Genomic DNA, 535 nt, shown 5'->3' with positions numbered 1-535 from the left:
CCGCGATAGAGTTCGGTGTGGCCCTTCTGCCGGCCGAAGCCCTTGGCCTCGGTCACTGTGATGCCCTGCAGGCCAGCCTCCTGAAGCGCTTCCTTCACTTCGTCCAGCTTGAATGGCTTAATGATCGCTTCGATCTTTTTCATGTAAAATGTGGCCTCCACTGCCAAAAAGACGGGTTGTGTACCCCGCTTGCGCCTCCATCAAGCACGAACTGTGCCAAATCCTGCGGATTCGAGGCGGTATCGGGCGATCTCATCAATTGTCATGCCCGGATGCATATTCGCGTCATTCGCTGCATTGGAAGCGTCATGGACGCTCGAAGCCTATACATTGCCGATCCTCCCGTCCGCACAATAATTAGGCAAATAGCGTAATTTGCAGGCATTTCTGCCCATTGGCGCATTGCATCGAGCGATGCGTTTCTGAGCAGTGGCAGGTGTTTCGCTGTTTGCTTCAAACCGAAAACTGGACAATGCTTCACCGGAGAGCGGACCGCAATCCATGAGCAACGAACTTTTATCTCCGGTTGAAATGG

At 53.5% G+C, this 535-nt stretch carries 2 protein-coding genes; both read right to left on the bottom strand.

Features of this window, described 5'->3' with window-relative positions:
• On the bottom strand, window positions 1-143 hold a 143-nt coding region (locus EOA33_RS38145; RefSeq protein ID WP_145989621.1), incomplete at its 3' end, for a P-II family nitrogen regulator.
• A 180-nt stretch (window positions 144-323) separates the two neighbouring features.
• Window positions 324-535, bottom strand: a 212-nt coding sequence (locus EOA33_RS40065; protein WP_210212668.1) for a hypothetical protein, incomplete at its 5' end; no start/stop codon positions are given.

Origin of the sequence: Mesorhizobium sp. M4A.F.Ca.ET.050.02.1.1 (assembly GCF_003997725.1) — a bacterium.
Lineage (GTDB): Bacteria > Pseudomonadota > Alphaproteobacteria > Rhizobiales > Rhizobiaceae > Mesorhizobium.
Note: the sequence above shows the minus strand (reverse complement) of the source record. Positions and strands in the feature narration are given on the sequence as shown.